The sequence below is a fragment of the Winogradskyella alexanderae genome (genome assembly GCF_020166335.1).
In the GTDB taxonomy this organism is placed as follows: Bacteria; Bacteroidota; Bacteroidia; order Flavobacteriales; family Flavobacteriaceae; genus Winogradskyella; species Winogradskyella alexanderae.
The window spans coordinates 453,906-469,600 of the sequence record NZ_JAIUJR010000001.1 but is presented as its reverse complement, the minus strand read 5'-3'; the positions used below and the strand labels follow the sequence as shown (position 1 = coordinate 469,600).

The window sequence follows — 15,695 nt, the reverse complement described above, 5'->3', positions numbered from 1 at the left end:
ATGCCATAACATGAAGCTATAGCATGAAAATTTTCTTAGTTAATTTTAAAACATTTGAGACTAACCTCATAGTTTTTCTAAAATTAGAAAACATATTGTTTTCTGTTAACGTAGGTTCTGGTAGATTCTGTTCTGTTTTCATAAGTTAAGTTTATGATAGATTTGGGACAAATCATAAATTAAGTTTATGGTAAACTTGGTTATTTTAATTTGGGATTGCTAATATGATATTTATTTTTAATATATCAGTTTAAATACATAATTAATCGATAAAATACATTTATTTTTAACATTTAAGCATTTATAAAAGTGTTTTCTTACAAATTCATAGGTGATTTTATTCTTATAGGGTTATTCTTCAAATTCTAATAAATGTTAATTTTTATTGCTTTTCATCGGATATTAACATACGTTAATCGATGTTTTATTTCTTTTTTATATTTTGCGTCCTAAATCCATTGTCCCTCTTAACCCTTAATTAAAAACCTTAACCGCATTATGTTAGGCACATTACGAGTAATGTTGGTCATATTAATATGTATTATTGGTATGCCATCTTGTATGACTGGTCAAACGGTATCTCAACAACTGTTTTTATCGGATCCGTCACAATCCTTGGATTTAATTGACCCTGTTGCTTCAGGAGACAATACTACTTCACAATCAGAATTATTAGGCTATTTTCCTACGGCAACAGTGAACTTTGTAAATAGTTTTACTGGATTTGATGCCGATAACAATAGTGTTTTTTCCCTTCCAAATGTTCAGGTTCTATCAGGTAATGATCGCTTAATGCTTGTTGGTGTTTCATGCAAGGATGCCAGAGTTACCTCTGTAACTTATGATGGTACAGGATTAAATCTGGTCGGTTATTTAGACGATACTAATGTTTCTACACAAGCACCAGTTCAGTCAGGTGATAAGTCTCATGTGTACATTTATTCTTTTATTAATCCACCTATTGGAACAGCAAATGTAATTGTTACACTAGATTCAGACTATGACAAAGGTATCGTTGTAGGAGTTAACAATTTTACCGGAGTAAATCCTTCAAATCCATTTGGGGCATTTGCTTCGGCAGCATACAAAGATAGTGGGGAAAGTCCATTTGATTTAAATGTTCCTTCGGCCATCGGTTCAATGGTTTTTGATGTTTCTACCATTCGAAATGGCACACAGACAATAAACCCTTCTCAAACAGAAATATACAATATATCATCAGGAGATGAAATTGCCGGTGCGTCAAGTATTAAAACAGCAACAACCACATCAACATTAATGTCATGGAGCAGTGCGTCCAGTAATGAAGTAGCAAGAGCTGGGATTTCAATAAATCCAGGTACTAATGAAGACACAACATTTACACAATCCCCTGCACTATGTAACACCCTAACCATAAAGGCTAGTGAGACAATTACCGTTTCTAATTATATCAGTATTGAAAGTGGCACCATGCCAGTAAATCCATCAATATCTGCAGAATTGCATTATGGTGCAACCAATATAATTACATTAACCAACCCAACTTATGATAATGCTTCTGGCCTATTAACGTGGACCGGAGTTCTTGGGTCAGATATTTCTATCCCAGCTGGTGAGGCTCTCGCATTAACAGTTGCTACAACAGAACCCAATGTATCATTTTATATAGATTACGATAGCGATACAAAACCATCTAATATTACATTTTCAAGGGATTCAGGAGTTGGTATCTTTCCTCCAGATTTACCAAGTGAAATTACTGGCAACACAAGTCCTTCACTAGGCGCAATTGAAACCTATAGCGTAGAAAATGTCCCTGGAGTTACTTATAACTGGGTATTACCAGCAGGATGGATACAAACTGCTGGAGGTACAACAAATAGTATTACGGTTACTGTAGGAAGTTTAACTGGAACCATTTCCGTAACTCCGAATAATGGTTTTTGCAATGGCGACACTAGATCTTTAGGCCTTTTAGAAGCTACCAAACAACTATACCTTTCAGATCCGTCTCTAGCATTAGACCGAATAGATCCTGTTGCTAGTGGTGACAATACAACAGCAACATCTCCAATATTAACGGTGGGAACAACAGTTACTGTTGATTTAATAGCGACAAAAGATACTGGTATAAAGCTTAAAAATGATTCTAATAATTACGGGTCTTGTACTTCAATAATTATTGATCGTGAAACTACAGATAGTCAAAGGATGTTGGTTCAGTTTGACTTATCCTCACTACCTCCAGGTGCAGTGGTTGAGTATGCAGAACTAAAAATGAATTGTACATCCGGCGCAGACATGGATGTTAGCGTTTTTAAAATAGCAGATGCTGATGTTTGGGATGAAGGCACGCAATGTGGTGCTAGTGGCGCATCGAATTGGTTACAACGCACACCAACAGAAAATTGGAGTGCCGAAGGTGCCATAGGGCCTAATTCCAATAGCGGAACACCATTATCGACGATAAATGTAAATTCAACAGGAATTCAAACCTGGCCCGTAACCTGTTTGGTCGAGGATTGGGTTTCTGGTGTTTCGGTTAATAATGGTATGGCTCTTAGTGTTTATCAAGAAAGTGGTGGCATGGGAAATAGAGAGGCTGAGTATGACACAAGAGAATCTGCAAACCCACCAATTCTAACCGTTACCTATTCATTAAATGCCGTTTCTTTTAGACAAACACCCGAATTTTGTAGTCCTTTCACGATAAAAGAAAATACACCAATTACAGTTGAGACTTATGTGAATGTAGTAAACGGTACTATGCCAGATAATCCTGATATTACTGCAATTTTAAAATCGAGTTGCTCCAATACTATTATAACACTTACAGATCCGATTTTTGATGCAACATCAAATCTCATAACATGGTCTGGGTCTTTAGATGCAGACAACACTATACCAGCTGGTGATGCAATAACACTTGTTATTGGGTCTAATGAGTCTGGTCTGGAATTTGAAATTGAGTTTGATAGCCTTTCCAAACCTTCAAAAGTGGAGTTTGATACCTCAACTTATATTGAAATAGCGTCTTTTGAAGTCTATGACGCACCCTATCCTGGAGGCACTGCAATAACCACTTCAGAAGCCGGTAACGCAGTTTATTTAAGAGCAGAGGTAACCGATCCTTTTGGCGCATATGATATCACAGACCTTGAAATAGATATGATGGGCACGCCCATTACGCCAACCTTAGTTAACACCACAAGTTGCTCTAATACTTACGAGTATGAGCTATTTCTAAATCAGACCGGTTCATTTTCCTATCGCGCTACAGCTAAAGAAGGACTGGAGAACGCAGTGACAGATAAGGAGACTGCATATTTGGACGTCACATCAACGCAGATTGATTTTGATGGTGTCGACGACCATATTGACTTTGGTGATACTCATTCTTTTTCAGGACCATTCTCTGTAGAGGCTTGGTTTTTACAAGAATCTACCACGAGCTCAGGTACAATTCTATCTAAAGGTGACGATAAAATAGGTAATAAACGTGGGTATGTAGTAGCGCTTGAAAACAATTTTCCAACCGTAAAATGGTACGATGCTTCAGGCACATTAATTTTGAACATGGTTTCTCCATATGCGATTACTAACAATAAATGGTACCACATCTCTACGACCTTTGATGGAGCAAGAGCGTCTTTATTTATTGATGGCGTAAAAATTGCGGAAGAAAACATTGCAGTAACCCCTAGTTCTGGTACCGAAAAGTTTCTTTTAGGCGCACTCTATGACAGTGATACGCCAAATACCCCAAAAAAATATTTCGATGGATTTATAGACGAAGTAAGAATTTGGGATGTTGCTTTAACGGAGCAACAAATTCATGAAATGATGAACCAAGAAATCGAAACCAATGGCACAAAGGTTAGAGGCAAGATTATACCACTTGATATTTCAGATGATTTATTATGGGAAAACTTAATTGGTTACTACACATTTACTGACGACGTTGCCGAGGATAAATCGGCAAACAACTTCTTTGGTGTAAATAGAAATACAACCACAAGCCAATCTCAAACAGCTCCATTGCCATACAGTACCCGTATCGATAACCAAAACTGGAATACTGCTGATACATGGACCAATTTTACTGATGTAAAAACACCAAACAGTATAGGAATTGATGGAGCAACGTCAATAGATTGGAATATAGTTCAAGTTTCTCATGCTATTAATTCAGGAGATAAAGACATTACTGTATTAGGACTATTACTTGATACGGCAGGCAAGGAATTAACCATGGCAGAACCGTCAGAACCATTAGATTATAATAATAGTGGTCAAAGCCTAACGGTGACAAAATACTTAGAACTAGATGGCATTATAGATTTGGTTGGCGAATCACAATTAGTCCAAACCTCTGGAAGTATTTTGGATGCTAATAGCTCTGGATACATTGAAAGAGACCAACAAGGAACGGCAAATAGCTTCAACTACAATTATTGGTCATCTTCAGTAGGGCCAATTGGGTCTTCTGGGCCTCGTGGTACAGCAAGTTTAAATACAAACCACACTGTTCAGGGTGTGCTTTTAGATGGATCTCTACCAGATGATGGTGTTTTTCCAAAGACAATAAATTTTCAAGGATCACATACAGCTGCTGACGCAGGCGTTACTGACCCTATTACTATAAGTTCGTATTGGCTCTTTAAGTTTAATGGTGCTAATGACGACTATAACTCGTGGCAAAACATAAATGAAACCACATCTATGTTACCAGGCGAAGGTTACACCATGAAGGGCAGCTCTGGAACTGAATCCATCACAACCCATCAAAACTATGTATACAGAGGAAAACCATTTAATGGTGATATTAATCTGACCTTAAGCTTAGGAAATGATAGGCTTGTTGGAAATCCCTACCCTTCAGCAATTGACGCAGAGAAATTTATTATGGATAACATAAGTATTGCAGATGGTGGCAACAACACTAATGGCAATATTTTTAATGGCGCATTATATTTTTGGGATCACTTTGGAGAAGAAAACTCGCATATATTAGGTTCTTACATTGGAGGTTATGCAACAAGAAATTTAGTTGGAGGTGTCCCTGCAATTGCAAACGATGAACTTATTAATGCAACCGGTGAAAGCGGTATAAAGATACCTGGACGTTACATTCCCGTTAACCAAGGTTTCTTCGTAAGTACATCTCTAGATTCTGGTTTGACAGGTATTACTGTCATTGATGGTGGGGATATTATCTTTAATAATTCGCAAAGAGTTTACATCCCTGAAGAGCCATTGAGTTCCTCGTTCATGAAACAAGCTCAAAAAAAGGGAAATGAAGGGATCGGTTTTTCAAACAAATCCATTGATGATGATAACAGTTCCGATTTACGCTCATTAATTAGACTAAAATTTGATTCTTCAACCGGTTTACATAGACAGATAATGGTAGCATTAGACGATAATGCAACAAACTCTTTTGATCTTGGCTATGACGCGCCTATGTTAGATAAAGCTACTGAAGATTTCTATTGGATTATTGAAAATACTGAGTTTGTTATACAAGCGGTTAATAACTTTAATAGCGATCAGGAATTACCTTTAGGTTTGGTTATAGATCAAAGTGGTTCTGTAAATATTTCAATAGAAATGCTAGAAAATATTCCAGATGACTTAGTCATTTATCTTTATGATACCATTTCGGACTCGTACCATGATTTAAGAGCCCATAATTACTCAACTTATCTAGAGCCTGGTCAATACTTAAATAGGTTTAAGATTACCTTTTCAAATTTGGATTCTTTATCCATACAAGATAGGGAATTAGAAAACCTCAGTATTCACTATGATTATAACAAACGTAAAATCGTTATTGTAAACCCAGATTTAATTAATTTAAAAGCGTTAGTAATTATAGATTTAAATGGAAGAATAATTTTTGATTTAGAGCTTCAACAAGGATCTTACAATGAATACGATTTATTAGAATTAAATTCAGGAGCTTATATAATTAGAATAAATACAGATGATGGCCCTGTTATAAAAAAGTTCATCTACAATTAAACTTTTTATTGGCTTGCGCTTCTAATAAAACTCCAAAATTATATGTAGAGCATTATTGATTTTGTGCCCTAATAAATTAAATAGTCATCTCTGGTATTTCACCTTCAACAATGAGATGTCCTTCAGTTGCATCTTTTATTTCTTCAACTGAAACACCAGGGGCGCGTTCTAAAAGTTTAAAGCCTTCTTTAGTAACCTCTAAAACAGCCATATTTGTAACAATTTTTTTTACGCAATTTACGCCAGTCAAAGGAAGTGTACATCGTTTTAGTAGTTTCGAGGCGCCAGCTCTATTGGTGTGCATCATAGCCACAATGATATTCTCCGCACTTGCCACCAAATCCATTGCGCCTCCCATACCTTTTACCATTTTACCAGGTATTTTCCAATTGGCGATGTCACCATTCTCAGCAACTTCCATAGCGCCTAAAATTGTAAGGTCAACATGTTTTCCTCTAATCATTGAAAAACTCATGGCAGAATCAAAAAAACTAGCACCAGGCAATGTCGTTATAGTTTGTTTCCCCGCATTGATAATATCTGGATCTTCTTCACCCTCGTAAGGAAAAGGACCCATCCCAAGAACACCATTTTCACTTTGGAACTCAACTTCAATATCTTCCCTAACAAAATTTGCTACTAATGTAGGAATGCCTATTCCCAAATTAACATAGTAGCCGTCCTTAACTTCTTTAGCAATTCGTTTTGCTATTCCATTTTTGTCTAACATATTACTGATGTTGTCTTACAGTTAGTTGTTCTATACGCTTTTCATAATTAACGCCTTCAAATATGCGTTGTACAAAAATCCCTGGTATGTGTATTTGATTCGGATCTAAATGGCCTGCAGGAACAAGCTCTTCGACTTCAGCGACAGTTATATTAGCCGCACCGCACATATTTGGATTAAAATTTCTTGCCGTGCCTTTAAATATCAAATTCCCTGCGGTATCCCCTTTCCATGCTTTTATAAATCCAAAATCTGCTTTGAATGCATATTCTAAAATGTGCATTTTGCCATTAAATTCTCTTACCTCTTTTCCTTCTGCAACCTCTGTACCATAACCTGCAGGCGTATAAAAAGCTGGGAACCCTGACTGCGCGGCCCTGCATCGTTCTGCGAGAGTCCCTTGTGGTATCAATTCAACTTCAAGTTCACCAGAAAGCATTTGACGCTCAAATTCATCATTTTCCCCAACATAGGAGGATATCATCTTTTTAATTTGTTTTTGTTGAAGCAAAAGCCCTAAACCAAAATCGTCTACTCCTGCATTATTAGAAATACATGTTAGGCCTTTTACATTTAATTTTACGAGTTGAGCGATTGCTTTTTCAGGTATTCCTGATAGTCCAAAGCCACCAAGCATAAAAGTCATGTTATCTGAAACACCCTGTAATGCTTCTTCAACATTTAATACTTTTTTAGTAATCATAAATTAGTTGTTTGCTTCTTGAAAAGTACAAAACAATGCCCTATTATCACAGGAATTTCATTCAAAATAGAGGTGTAAAAAAGGCGTTTTAGAAATCTGAAAAATCTTCAATATCGTCAACCAATTCTTTATCATTATTCTGATCCTCTAACGGTGTGACAGTACAGTCAGTTCTGATAGTAAGTTCTGAAGGTTCTTCAAATTCACCTTTTGAAACATTAAGCGTTTCATCTGCATAACACGCTTTCATATATAAACCCCAAATTGGTAATGCCATTGAGGCACCTTGACCATAGGTAATCGTGCTAAAATGAGCTGCTCTATCTTCGGCACCAACCCATACACCAGTTACTAAGTTTGGCACCATGCCCATAAACCAGCCGTCGCTATGATTTTGAGTAGTTCCGGTTTTACCGGCAATAGGGTTATCAAATTCATAGGGATACCCTGTTATAATTTCCTTGTATTCTGGTTTATTAACAGCCCAACTATGTCTTAATCTAGTACCTGATCCTCCTTGGGTAACACCTTCCATTAAGTTAACAGTAACATATGCCACTTCTTCGCTTAGAACATCCTTACTTTCTGGAGTGAATTGATATAGCACCGTTCCGTTTTTGTCTTCTATACGCGTAACCATCACTGGCTTATTGTAAACCCCTTTATTAGCGAAAGTAGAATAGGCTGCTACCATTTCGTAAACACTAATATCTGGCGTACCTAAAGCAATGGCTGGTACTGGTAATATATCTTGTTCTACACCAAGTTTTTTAGCCATTTCTACAACTGGTTGAGGCCCTATTTCATTCATTAACCTAGCGGTTACGGTATTGGTAGAGCTTGCTAGGGCATCTTTTAAAGTTTGAATGCCAGAATAATTTCCATCAGAATTCTGAACTGTCCATGGTTCGGGATTACCATATTTCTCCGCTTCAATTGTTATTGGTGAACGTGGAAACGAATCACACGGTGAAAGTTGCAACTGATCAATCGCTGTTGCGTAAACGAATGGTTTAAATGTAGAACCAACTTGGCGCTTTCCTTGTTTTACCATATCGTATTTAAAATGTTTGTAATCCATACCTCCGACCCAAGCTTTGACATGACCTGTTTGTGGATCCATTGACATCATACCTGGTCTTAAAAACGATTTGTAATAACGCATAGAATCAATAGGTTTCATAACCGTATCTACTTCTCCTGGCTTACCATCAATCCATTTAAAAACAGTCATTTCAAGTGGTTCATGAAACGATGCTTCAATTTCTTTATCCGACTTACCTTGAGACTTAAGTATTCTCCAGCGCTCACCTCTTCGCATGCCATCTTTTAACAACTTATCTATTTCAGATTTATCAAGTTCTAAAAAAGGTGCTGTTGGATTTCTTTTCGGTGTGTTTTGATGATCAAATTCTGCTTGTAATCTTGGCATATGTTGTTCTATGGCTTTTTCAGCATACGCTTGCATCCGAGAATCTATGGTTGTATAGACTTTTAGGCCATCGCTATATAAATCGTATTTACTCCCGTCGGGCTTTCTGTTTTTCTTGTCATTGGCCCAATCTTTCATAAACGATCTTAGGTACTCTCTAAAATAAGTGGCAATACCTTGACTATGTGTTTCAGGTGTAAAATTTAAATCGAGCTCGGTAGCCTGCAAAGAATCTTTGACTTCCTCTGAGATATAATCATATTTATAAAGTTGTGCTAAGACAACATTTCTTCTATTCCTTACCCCTTCCGGATTTCTCCTTGGATTATAAAGTGATGAATTCTTGAACATACCAACAAGCATGGCCGATTCCTTTAAGTCTAGATCTTGAGGTTCTTTTCCAAAATAAATTCTTGAAGCAGATCGTATACCGTCACCGTTGTTACCAAAATCATAAATATTAAAATACTGTGCTATAATTTCTTCCTTGGTGTATTGTCGTTCTAGACGTATGGCAATAATCCATTCCCTTACTTTTTGAAGTGCCCTTTCTACTTTATTTTTTGAAACTTGATCTGTAAACAATTGCTTAGCCAATTGCTGAGAGATTGTGCTTGCACCACCACCAGTGCCCGCTTTGAAAAGGGCTCGCAATGTACCTCGACCATCAATACCACTGTGATCATAAAATCTTATATCCTCTGTAGCGATCAATGCATCTACAAGATGTTTTGGTAAGTTTTCATATCCAACGGGAGTTCGATTGTCATTAAAATAGAATTTACCTAAAGTCTTACCATCAGACGAAATAATTTCTGTAGCTAGATTAGTTTCAGGATTTTCTAATCTGGTATGATCTGGCATTTCACCCAAAACACCCCAAGAAGCTAAAAGAAATAAAAGCACAAATGCCAAAATTCCACTTGCAAATAAAATCCAAAACCATCTGGTGTATTTCGAAAAATCCAATGCTTGGGCCTTGGTTGGTGTTTTTTTCTTTTTTGCCATAATTGTGTCTTATTTTTGAGCGTATTCAACCCGAAATCCAACATCCGTAATTCCTTCGAGGTTTTCAACACCATTAACCCGACCGTTCTCCCTCATAGCATGCTGTATGCTTACGTTATAGTCTCCTTCTTCTGTAAATTTGAATGGTACATCAAAACCTTTATACCAAAGTTTATTTTCTTTAATATCTGAAAACCCTGTTCCTAAAAGTTCGCCATTAGGCTTTGCCATTTTATATTCCAATGTGTCTTTCAATGTTTTACCATTAGGATAATTTAGTTCTACTATTAGAAAGAGATTATTAAACTTATAATCGTTTGTATTTCTAACATTCACAAATAAATTGTAATTGCTCGTAGTGTCAGGCGCGCTTAATTTAAAATTTGCAATAGTGTCTTTATGCCACTGATTAGGAACCGATTTGTAAATATCATAAACTGCGTTTGAGTCACAGCCCAAGATCAAAAAACAACTTAGAACTAAAACTGTTTTAAGAGTTCTTTTTTTCATTGGTTCTTTGATTTGTATTTCGGTTTCGATTGCGTTTCTTTCTATTGTTTTTACGTTTTCTTTTAGGTTTTGGACTATCAAAACGTGTTAAACTGTCTTGCCCAACAACGTTTTCAAACTCAGTTTTAGTGTCTTGTATGTGCTCTGTTGCGTATTCTTCAAGACTTGCAACTTTCTCCTTGCGCTTGTTTTTGTCTATTATTTCATTGGCTTGTTCTGCAGATATTACATGCCAAGTCATCCATTCGCCCTCATAAGCATACCACATTAACCCTTTAAAAATATCTGTTTTTTGACATACTGCAGTACCCTTTTCTGTATAGAGCTTCGTATCGTTCTTTGGAAATGCCTTTAAAGCATCGAGATATGCGTCTAATTCATAATTTAGGCAACACTTAAGTTTACCGCACTGCCCAGCTAACTTTAATGGATTTAATGATAACTGTTGATAACGTGCCGCAGAAGTACTTACCGACCTGAAATCGGTTAACCAAGTTGAACAGCAAAGCTCCCTTCCGCAAGACCCAATACCGCCAAGTCTTGCTGCCTCTTGTCTAAAGCCTACTTGTCGCATTTCTATTCGGGTTCTAAATTCTCTGGCAAATACTTTTATAAGTTCCCGAAAGTCTACCCGTTCCTCTGCCGTGTAATAAAATGTTGCTTTGCTACCATCGCCTTGATACTCAATATCAGATATTTTCATTTTAAGGTTCAGGTCTATAGCAAACTGGCGTGCCTTAACTTTCATTGGATCCTCCTTATCTCGAGAAGCTGACCAAACATCAATATCTTTTTGAGTGGCTTTGCGATAAATTTTGAGGACATTTTCAGAATCGTTAATATCGATTTTCTTACGCTTCATTTGAACGCGTACTAACTCACCTGTCAACGTTACCATACCAACATCGTGTCCAGATTTAGCCTGAGTAGCAACAATATCACCAATGCTTAAGGTTAGATTTTCTGTGTTTTTGTAATAATGCTTTCTGCCATTTTTAAAACGTACCTCAACACCTTCAAAAGGCTCTTGTCCGCTTGGTAATGACATATTAGACAACCAATCAAAAACAGTTAGTTTATTACAACTATCAGTACCGCAGGTACCATTGTTTTTGCATCCTTTAGGTTGACCATCTTTTCCAGTTGAGCAACTGTTACAAGCCATAAAAAATTTATATATATAAAGTCTAGATATCCTATCTAGATAAAGGATTCATAATTAAAAAGTAAAGATACCAATATTTATTTAGTAAACTAAAAGATAAATATTTGGTTCTTGGATTGACAAATACTGACTTATGATAGTTTACTCAAGTGACTTTAACCGTAATTATGTTAACAGGACATGCCTTAGAAGCATTTTGGCTTGGCTCAAAAGATTCGTAATCTCTAGTTTTAAGTGTATGAAATCCCTTCTTTTCTGAGGAATGTAATAAAACTGATTTGCCGTCTTTTTTTGACATTTGAAACTGCTGTGGCGCTAACTCGACACAATAATTACATCCAATACATTTTTTTCTTTGTAATGTAATAACTATCATCAGGCTTGGACCTTAGTCTCTACAATCTTATATAATTTATCGGAAGGTCTAATTCTAAAATTTAAAGGAATAGTAACTGAATCTCCTTTTTTTCCTTTTTCTTGATATTTGTCGTTTACAAGCATTTCTTTTAGCTCTATCTCTTTAGCTCCTGTTGTTGGTCCTGTAATTAAAATTTTATCGCCTAGAGAAATATCATAAGCTTCAATCTTAAACTCCCCTATTTTTGCTTTTGGATAAAAATGTAAACCTTTACCAATATATACCTTCTTTTGTGTGGCATGGCTGCCAGAACCCTTACTCCATTCACCAAGTTGTTGTCCTAAATAATAGCCACTCCAAAATCCTCGGTTATAAACTTTTTCTAATGTATTCATCCAAGAACTAACCAAATCTTTTGAGTAAGTCTTGTTTTCAATACTATCAAGCGCTTCTCTGTAGCACCTAGTAACATTGGCGACATATTCTGGTGCTCTTCCTCGGCCTTCGATTTTTAAGACTTTTACACCTGCATCGGCTACTTGATCTAAAAAGTCTATTGTACATAAATCTTTTGGAGACATAATGTACTCGTTATCCAACTCCATCTCAATTCCTGTTTCTTGATCAATAACAGTATATTTCTTTCTACAATTTTGCTTGCAAGCACCTCTATTTGCAGAAGAATTATAAGCATGTAGACTCATGTAGCACTTGCCGGAAACTGCCATACAAAGAGCGCCATGACCAAATATTTCTATTTCTACCAAGTTACCTGAAGGACCTTTAATCTGGTCTTTCTCTATTTGTTCAGTGATGTGCTTGACTTGGCGCAGACTAAGTTCTCTACTCAGCACCATAGTGTCTGCAAACATCGCATAAAATTTAACAGTCTCTATATTGGTTATATTTATCTGGGTAGAAATATGAACTTCTATACCAAATTCCCTCGCAACAGCTATAACAGCTTGGTCCATAGCAATAACTGCTGTAACATTTGCTTCTTTCGCCTTTTTAATTAATGTCTTTACTACAGAAAGGTCATGGTCGTAAATTATCGTATTTAACGTCAAATACGTCCTAACATTTTTAGCCTCACATCGATTTACTATTTCGGATAAATCTTCCAAAGTAAAATTTATAGAGGCTCTTGCTCGCATATTAAGCTGTTCCACTCCAAAATAAATGGAGTCTGCACCATTATCTAAAGCTGCCTGCAAGGATTCAAAATTTCCTGCAGGTGCCATGAGTTCAATTTTTTTCATTATTGATTACATTGCGTCAGTATTAGAACCTTCGAAAATATTTCTTAAGTCTTTTTTGTATGGCAAATGGTCTGCCCTTCCTTTTTTAAAGATGTCATTGCTATTACCCTGACCTTTTCGCAACGCTTTCTGCTCTTCGTATGGTAATTTTATTATTTCTTGGCAATGTGAGGAGCAGCAATTTTCCATTTTTTCTTTACATGCTTCGCACTGTATAAATAATAAATGACAAGCCTCATTTGCACAATTGGTATGCGTGTCTGCAGGTTGGCCGCACTGATGGCATTTTGCAATTACATCTTCACTTATCCGTTCGGACCGTCTTTGGTCAAAAACAAAATTTTTACCAATAAATTTATTCTCGAGGCCATCAGCTTCAACCTGTCTAGCATAGTTAATTATACCACCTTCTAACTGAAATACATTTTTAAACCCCTTGTGCTTATAATAGGCACTAGCTTTCTCACATCTTATCCCTCCAGTACAGTACATCACGAGTTTTTTATCTTCTTTATGCTCTTTAAGATCTTCTTCTATTAAATCTAAAGATTCTCTAAACGTATCTACATCTGGTGTAATTGCGTTTTTAAAATGACCTATTTCACTTTCGTAATGGTTTCGCATATCTACCAAAACTGTATCTGGGTCTTCGATAAGCGCATTAAACTGCTCTGCATTGACATGAATACCTTTGTTTGTTACATCAAACGTGTGGTCATTTAATCCGTCTGCAACTATTTTATGACGCACTTTTACCTTAAGTTTTAAAAACGCATAATTATCGTGCTCAATTGCTATATTTAATCTTACGTTTTCTAAAAAGGTTATTGTATCTAAATGGTCTTTAAAGGCATCAAAATTCTCGGCTGGCACAGATAGCTGGGCATTAATACCTTCGTTGGCTATGTATATTCTGCCGAGGACATCAAGATTATCCCAAGCCAAAAACATGTGGTTTCTAAATAGTTCTGGATTGCCAATTTTGGCGTACTTGTAGAAAGAGATGGTTAAGCGATCTTTCCCCGCTTGTTTAATAAGTTCTGCTCTTTCTTTAGCACTTAAGTTATTGTACAGTTGCATGCTATACTAATTTTTTAAGGTTAAAGAATATAGTGCAAAGGTATTATTTTTAGCGTATTAGCATAAAAAAGCACTATGAAATACTCAGAGTGCTTTTTTAGATCAACTAACTATAACTAAAACTAAATAAAAGGTCACTTCACATTGGTTAAACAGCTACTGAATTATCAGTAGCTGAATTACCTAATGTTTTGCTAAACTTGGTTTGTTTAAAAAGTAGAAAATTTTTAAAGACTTATCTCAACTTTTTAAAAGGGATTTCATAGCAATTATTTCCTTTTTCATTTAGTAGATGTAAAAAGTGTAAAATGGTTGCGTCATAACATTAAAAAAAATAAAATAAGTGGTATTTTTGGTATCCTAATAATTAAGATTTTTGAATAAATGAGTAGTGAAAAAGACGCAAAATTAAAGGCACTAAAGCTTACTTTAGATAAGTTGGATAAAGCCTACGGAAAAGGAACGGTAATGAAGATGAGCGACCAAGCCATTGAAGATGTTGATGCCATATCTTCAGGTTCTTTAGGCTTAGATATTGCTTTGGGAGTTGGTGGCTATCCACGTGGTAGAGTAATAGAAATTTACGGTCCGGAATCTTCTGGTAAAACCACCTTGACTTTACATGCCATTGCAGAAGCTCAAAAAGCTGGTGGTATTGCTGCATTTATTGATGCAGAACATGCGTTTGATCGTTTTTATGCAGAAAAACTTGGAGTTGACCTTGAAAATCTTATTATTTCTCAACCAGATAATGGTGAACAAGCATTAGAAATCGCAGACAACCTGGTACGTTCTGGTGCTATAGATATTGTGGTTGTGGATTCTGTAGCGGCTTTGACCCCAAAAAGTGAGATTGAAGGCGAAATGGGCGATTCTAAAATGGGATTACATGCACGTTTGATGTCACAAGCATTGCGAAAATTAACCGCTTCGATAAGCAAAACCAATTGTACCATGATCTTCATTAACCAATTACGTGAAAAGATTGGTGTAATGTTTGGTAACCCTGAAACGACCACTGGAGGTAACGCACTAAAGTTTTATGCCTCAGTTAGATTAGATATTAGACGATCTACTCAAATTAAGGATAGTAACAGTAATGTAATGGGTAATAAAACCCGCGTAAAGGTTGTTAAAAACAAAGTTGCGCCACCTTTTAGAACTGCCGAATTTGATATTATGTATGGCGAGGGAATTTCAAAAGTTGGTGAAATACTGGATTTAGCGGTAGAACACGACATTGTAAAGAAGAGTGGTTCGTGGTTTAGTTACGAAGACACAAAACTTGGTCAAGGTAGAGATGCTGTCAAAATCCTTATAAAAGACAATCCAGATTTAATGGATGAACTTGAAGAAAAAGTGAGGGCTCTCATAAATGAAGATCGTTAAAAAATTAAATCCTGAAAAATTTCAGGATTTTTTCATTTTTAGACGCAACCAT

10 protein-coding genes are annotated in these 15,695 nt (G+C 36.2%); 2 read left to right on the top strand and 8 right to left on the bottom strand.

Translation table 11 applies throughout. From position 1 onward, the window contains the following. The first annotated feature begins 498 nt into the window (after window positions 1-498). Window positions 499-6,006, top strand: a complete 5,508-nt coding sequence (locus LBU54_RS02085) for a LamG-like jellyroll fold domain-containing protein (protein ID WP_224524997.1) — start codon at window positions 499-501, stop codon at window positions 6,004-6,006. Window positions 6,007-6,082: 76 nt separating this feature from the next. On the opposite strand, the gene LBU54_RS02080 is transcribed toward LBU54_RS02085, so the two are convergent. The 8 genes from LBU54_RS02080 to trhO all read right to left on the bottom strand — a co-directional run bounded on the left by LBU54_RS02080 (window position 6,083) and on the right by trhO (window position 14,254). Continuing rightward, window positions 6,083-6,736, bottom strand: coding sequence for a CoA transferase subunit B (locus LBU54_RS02080; protein WP_224524994.1), 654 nt, complete (start codon window positions 6,734-6,736; stop codon window positions 6,083-6,085). Between the two features lies 1 nt (window position 6,737). Next, the gene (locus tag LBU54_RS02075) at window positions 6,738-7,439 is read right to left on the bottom strand and encodes a CoA transferase subunit A (RefSeq protein WP_224524992.1); all 702 of its coding nucleotides are present in this window, start codon (window positions 7,437-7,439) and stop codon (window positions 6,738-6,740) included. Between the two features lie 88 nt (window positions 7,440-7,527). Continuing rightward, the gene (locus LBU54_RS02070; RefSeq protein ID WP_224524990.1) at window positions 7,528-9,879 is read right to left on the bottom strand and encodes a penicillin-binding protein 1A; all 2,352 of its coding nucleotides are present in this window, start codon (window positions 9,877-9,879) and stop codon (window positions 7,528-7,530) included. A 9-nt stretch (window positions 9,880-9,888) separates the two neighbouring features. Beyond that, window positions 9,889-10,389, bottom strand: coding sequence for a gliding motility lipoprotein GldH (locus LBU54_RS02065; RefSeq protein ID WP_224524987.1), 501 nt, complete (start codon window positions 10,387-10,389; stop codon window positions 9,889-9,891). Then, complete coding sequence (locus tag LBU54_RS02060; RefSeq protein WP_224524985.1) at window positions 10,370-11,554, bottom strand: PSP1 domain-containing protein; 1,185 nt, start codon at window positions 11,552-11,554, stop codon at window positions 10,370-10,372. Before LBU54_RS02060 ends, LBU54_RS02065 begins: the two co-directional genes overlap by 20 nt. A gap of 145 nt (window positions 11,555-11,699) precedes the next feature. Further along, window positions 11,700-11,930, bottom strand: a complete 231-nt coding sequence (locus LBU54_RS02055; RefSeq protein ID WP_224524982.1) for a ferredoxin — start codon at window positions 11,928-11,930, stop codon at window positions 11,700-11,702. Continuing rightward, window positions 11,930-13,174 (bottom strand): peptidase U32 family protein, encoded by a 1,245-nt coding sequence (locus tag LBU54_RS02050; protein WP_224524980.1) that lies wholly within the window; start codon window positions 13,172-13,174, stop codon window positions 11,930-11,932. The genes LBU54_RS02055 and LBU54_RS02050 overlap by 1 nt, the downstream gene beginning before the upstream one ends. A 6-nt stretch (window positions 13,175-13,180) precedes the next feature. Then, window positions 13,181-14,254: an oxygen-dependent tRNA uridine(34) hydroxylase TrhO gene (gene trhO / locus LBU54_RS02045; RefSeq protein ID WP_224524978.1), complete on the bottom strand. Its 1,074-nt coding sequence runs from the start codon at window positions 14,252-14,254 to the stop codon at window positions 13,181-13,183. A gap of 384 nt (window positions 14,255-14,638) precedes the next feature. Between trhO and recA the strand changes: the two genes are divergently transcribed. Continuing rightward, window positions 14,639-15,643 (top strand): recombinase RecA, encoded by a 1,005-nt coding sequence (gene recA / locus LBU54_RS02040; RefSeq protein ID WP_224524976.1) that lies wholly within the window; start codon window positions 14,639-14,641, stop codon window positions 15,641-15,643. Window positions 15,644-15,695: the final 52 nt, after the last annotated feature.

Excerpts from the sequence above, each read along its gene's own strand:
- LBU54_RS02085 (WP_224524997.1), top strand. The coding sequence starts at position 499 with ATGTTAGGCACATTACGAGTAATGTTGGTCATATTAATATGTATTATT.
- LBU54_RS02080 (WP_224524994.1), bottom strand. The coding sequence starts at position 6,736 with ATGTTAGACAAAAATGGAATAGCAAAACGAATTGCTAAAGAAGTTAAG.
- LBU54_RS02075 (WP_224524992.1), bottom strand. The coding sequence starts at position 7,439 with ATGATTACTAAAAAAGTATTAAATGTTGAAGAAGCATTACAGGGTGTT.
- LBU54_RS02070 (WP_224524990.1), bottom strand. The coding sequence starts at position 9,879 with ATGGCAAAAAAGAAAAAAACACCAACCAAGGCCCAAGCATTGGATTTT.
- LBU54_RS02065 (WP_224524987.1), bottom strand. The coding sequence starts at position 10,389 with ATGAAAAAAAGAACTCTTAAAACAGTTTTAGTTCTAAGTTGTTTTTTG.
- LBU54_RS02060 (WP_224524985.1), bottom strand. The coding sequence starts at position 11,554 with ATGGCTTGTAACAGTTGCTCAACTGGAAAAGATGGTCAACCTAAAGGA.
- LBU54_RS02055 (WP_224524982.1), bottom strand. The coding sequence starts at position 11,930 with ATGATAGTTATTACATTACAAAGAAAAAAATGTATTGGATGTAATTAT.
- LBU54_RS02050 (WP_224524980.1), bottom strand. The coding sequence starts at position 13,174 with ATGAAAAAAATTGAACTCATGGCACCTGCAGGAAATTTTGAATCCTTG.
- trhO (WP_224524978.1), bottom strand. The coding sequence starts at position 14,254 with ATGCAACTGTACAATAACTTAAGTGCTAAAGAAAGAGCAGAACTTATT.
- recA (WP_224524976.1), top strand. The coding sequence starts at position 14,639 with ATGAGTAGTGAAAAAGACGCAAAATTAAAGGCACTAAAGCTTACTTTA.